The sequence below is a fragment of the Enterobacter sp. CCUG 70166 genome (assembly GCF_020224095.1).
Classification (GTDB): Bacteria; Pseudomonadota; Gammaproteobacteria; order Enterobacterales; family Enterobacteriaceae; genus Enterobacter; species Enterobacter intestinihominis.
Map to the genome: position 1 here is coordinate 4,348 of NZ_NRIQ01000025.1, position 2,859 is coordinate 7,206.

General features: G+C 57.2%; 3 protein-coding genes. 2 read left to right on the top strand and 1 reads right to left on the bottom strand.

Annotation, left to right across the window (positions count from 1 at the left end; translation table 11 throughout):
• Window positions 1-125: 125 nt before the first annotated feature.
• Window positions 126-1,634, top strand: coding sequence for an IS21-like element ISCfr8 family transposase (istA, locus tag CKK19_RS10775; RefSeq protein WP_077249983.1), 1,509 nt, complete (start codon window positions 126-128; stop codon window positions 1,632-1,634).
• Window positions 1,621-2,361, top strand: a complete 741-nt coding sequence (istB, locus tag CKK19_RS10780) for an IS21-like element helper ATPase IstB (protein WP_012695455.1) — start codon at window positions 1,621-1,623, stop codon at window positions 2,359-2,361. Before istA ends, istB begins: the two co-directional genes overlap by 14 nt.
• Before the next feature lie 227 nt (window positions 2,362-2,588).
• Here istB and CKK19_RS10785 read toward each other — a convergent pair.
• A partial coding sequence (locus tag CKK19_RS10785) for a GNAT family N-acetyltransferase (RefSeq protein ID WP_116721190.1) occupies window positions 2,589-2,859 on the bottom strand: 271 nt, incomplete at its 5' end.

The following is a 2,859-nucleotide window of genomic DNA, read 5'->3' on the forward strand; positions in this document are numbered from 1 at the left end:
TAACTTTGCAACAGTGCCCTGGCCATTAATTTTGACCCACCCCAAGGTGGCCAACCGGCCAGAAATGCAGATAGGGTTCCCAGCCTTTTGGCAGGCCGGGAACCGTTCTGATGATGAGGTGGAACGTGATACACAAAATAAAATCATTACATGACGATGGCAAAGGACTTTCCATTCGGGCCATCAGCCGGGAGCTGGGCATCTCGCGCAACAGCGTGCGCAAGTATCTGCGTCAGGATGAAACAACCACTGCCCGCAAGCTGGATAACCCTGTCCGCAGCAAACAGCTCGACACCTACCGGGGATACCTGATCAGCTTGCTGGCCAGCTTTCCCGGGCTCAGTGCAGTCAAGATTGCCCGCAAGCTCAAGGAGAAACTGGGTGAGCTGCCGACCTCCGAGCGCAGTATTCGTCGTTACGTCAGCGCGCTGAAGGAAGAGGTTGCAACCGGTCAGCACCGATATTACGAGCCGGTGGTTGATGAGGTGCCGGGTGTGCAGTGCCAGGTTGACCCGGGCGAGCTGCGTAACGTGCTGATTGGTGGCGTGGAAACAGTGGTGCACTTTGTTGTGTTTGTGCTGGCGTACTCGCGGCTGATGTATGTGGGCCTGTCGTTTAAGCCGCTGGATACCCGGCAGTTCATCCAGCTGCATGACGAAGCGCTGCGCTACTTTGGCGGCATGCCTGAAGAGCTGGTGTACGACCAGACCAAGCTGGTGGTGATTGAGGAGAAATACCGGGAGCTGACCCTCAACGAGCGTTTTCATCAGTACGCCACCACAGCCGGCTTTCGTATCCATGCTTGCGAAGGCTATGACCCCGAGAGCAAGGGCAAGGTTGAAGCGGGCGTCAAATACGTCAAGCAGGACTGCTTTTACGGCGAGACCTTCCGTGATGAGCAGCACCTGCGCGAGCATGTGCATCACTGGCTGGACAAGGTCGCCAATGTGCGGGCACACGGCACCACAGGTGAGGCACCTCAGCTGCGTTTTGAACGTGACGAACAGGCTCTGCTCAAGCCCTACCTGTCACCCTCTTGCGTCACATCTGAAGCCCGTGAGACCCGCAAGGCGGATAAGACCGGACTGATCTCCTGGAAGGCCAACAAGTACTCTGTGCCCATGGCCTGGCAGCAAAGCCGTGTCGGTGTGCTGGAAGACGACAGCCAGCTGCATGTGATTGATCTACAAACTGGCGAAGTGATTGCCCAGCATGCGTTGGCGGGCGGCAAAGGTCAGATTATCAAAAACACCCACCACTACCGTGACCATGCCCAGCGCCGGCAGCAGCTGGAGCAGGACATTCAAGTACTGGTGGGCGACGAGGCACTCAGCCTGGCCTTGTGTGATCAGTTGCGGAGATCCTTGCCCAAGGTCTATAAGGATCAACTGTTCGCAGTACGCAACCTGCTGAGTAAGCACGCACCTGTTGAACGGGACATGCTGTTGAACCTGAGCCAGAAGCCGGGCCTGACCGCCCGACAGATCGAAGCGTATCTGGTGGCCACCCAGCTGGCCAGCCGGCGTGAGCGTCTGCCTGAGCCCGTGCCAGAGGCTCCGTCAGAGCTGGACTTGAGTGCATACCGACAGCTTGGCCGCTCGACTGGCCAGGAGGTGACCCATGGGCATGCTTGAACAGACTGCCGCCCAGTACCGTAGCCTGCGCATGACCTCCATCGCCGCAGAGCTCGCCCAGTTACTGGCCGAGGCCGAAGCCAGTGAAATGTCGTTCCTGAGCTTTGCACAGCGACTGGCTGAATACGAACTCCAGCAGCGTCAGGCCAACCGGGTACAGCGCAATTACAAGACGGCAGGCTTTCCTGCGCACAAGCATCTGGAGGGCTTTGACTATCGCCACCAGACCACCATCAGCAAGCGCCAGATCAACAGCCTGCTGGACTTCCGGTTCATCGACGAGCGCAACAACGTGATCTTCATCGGCCCGCCAGGCGTGGGCAAGACCCACCTGGCCATCGGGATTGGCCACAAGGCCGTCGAGGCCGGATACCGGGTATTGTTTCGCACCGCGCTGGAGTTGGTGGAAGAACTGGAGCTGGCAGAAATGAAGGGCGAGCTGAAAAAGAAAATCAGCCAGCTGAGCAAGGTCGACCTCTTGATCATCGATGAGCTGGGCTACCTGCCCATGACCCGGCAGGCCCGCTACAACCTGTTCCAGCTGATCAACAGTCTGTACGAATACCGGTCTATCATCCTGACCACCAACAAGGACTTCACCTGCTGGGGCGAGTTCTTCCACGACGACAACGTGGCAGTACCGATCATCGACCGAATCATCCATCACTCACACATCTTTATGCTGGGAGGAGAGAGCTATCGGCTGAAACAGAAAACAACGGGTTAAACGTGCAAGGGTGGGTCAATTTTATTGGCCAAAGGTGGGTCAAAATTAATGGCCATTGACAAATGGCAAGAAGCACAGGCTCCAAATGTGACTTTATGACGTCGACGACTATCCGCACCTGAGCGGATACCTCTGCGGGGACGGTGTGGTTCATGCATGACGCCTAACGTTTGACATGAGGGGCGGCCAAGGGCGCCAGCCCTTGGACGTCCCCCTCGATGGAAGGGTTAGGCATCACTGCGTGTTCGCTCGAATGCCTGGCGTGTTTGAACCATGTACACGGCTGGACCATCTGGGGTGGTTACGGTACCTTGCCTCTCAAACCCCGCTTTCTCGTAGCATCGGATCGCTCGCAAGTTGCTCGGCGACGGGTCCGTTTGGATCTTGGTGACCTCGGGATCATTGAACAGCAACTCAACCAGAGCTCGAACCAGCTTGGTTCCCAAGCCTTTGCCCAGTTGTGATGCATTCGCCAGTAACTGGTCTATTCCGCGTACT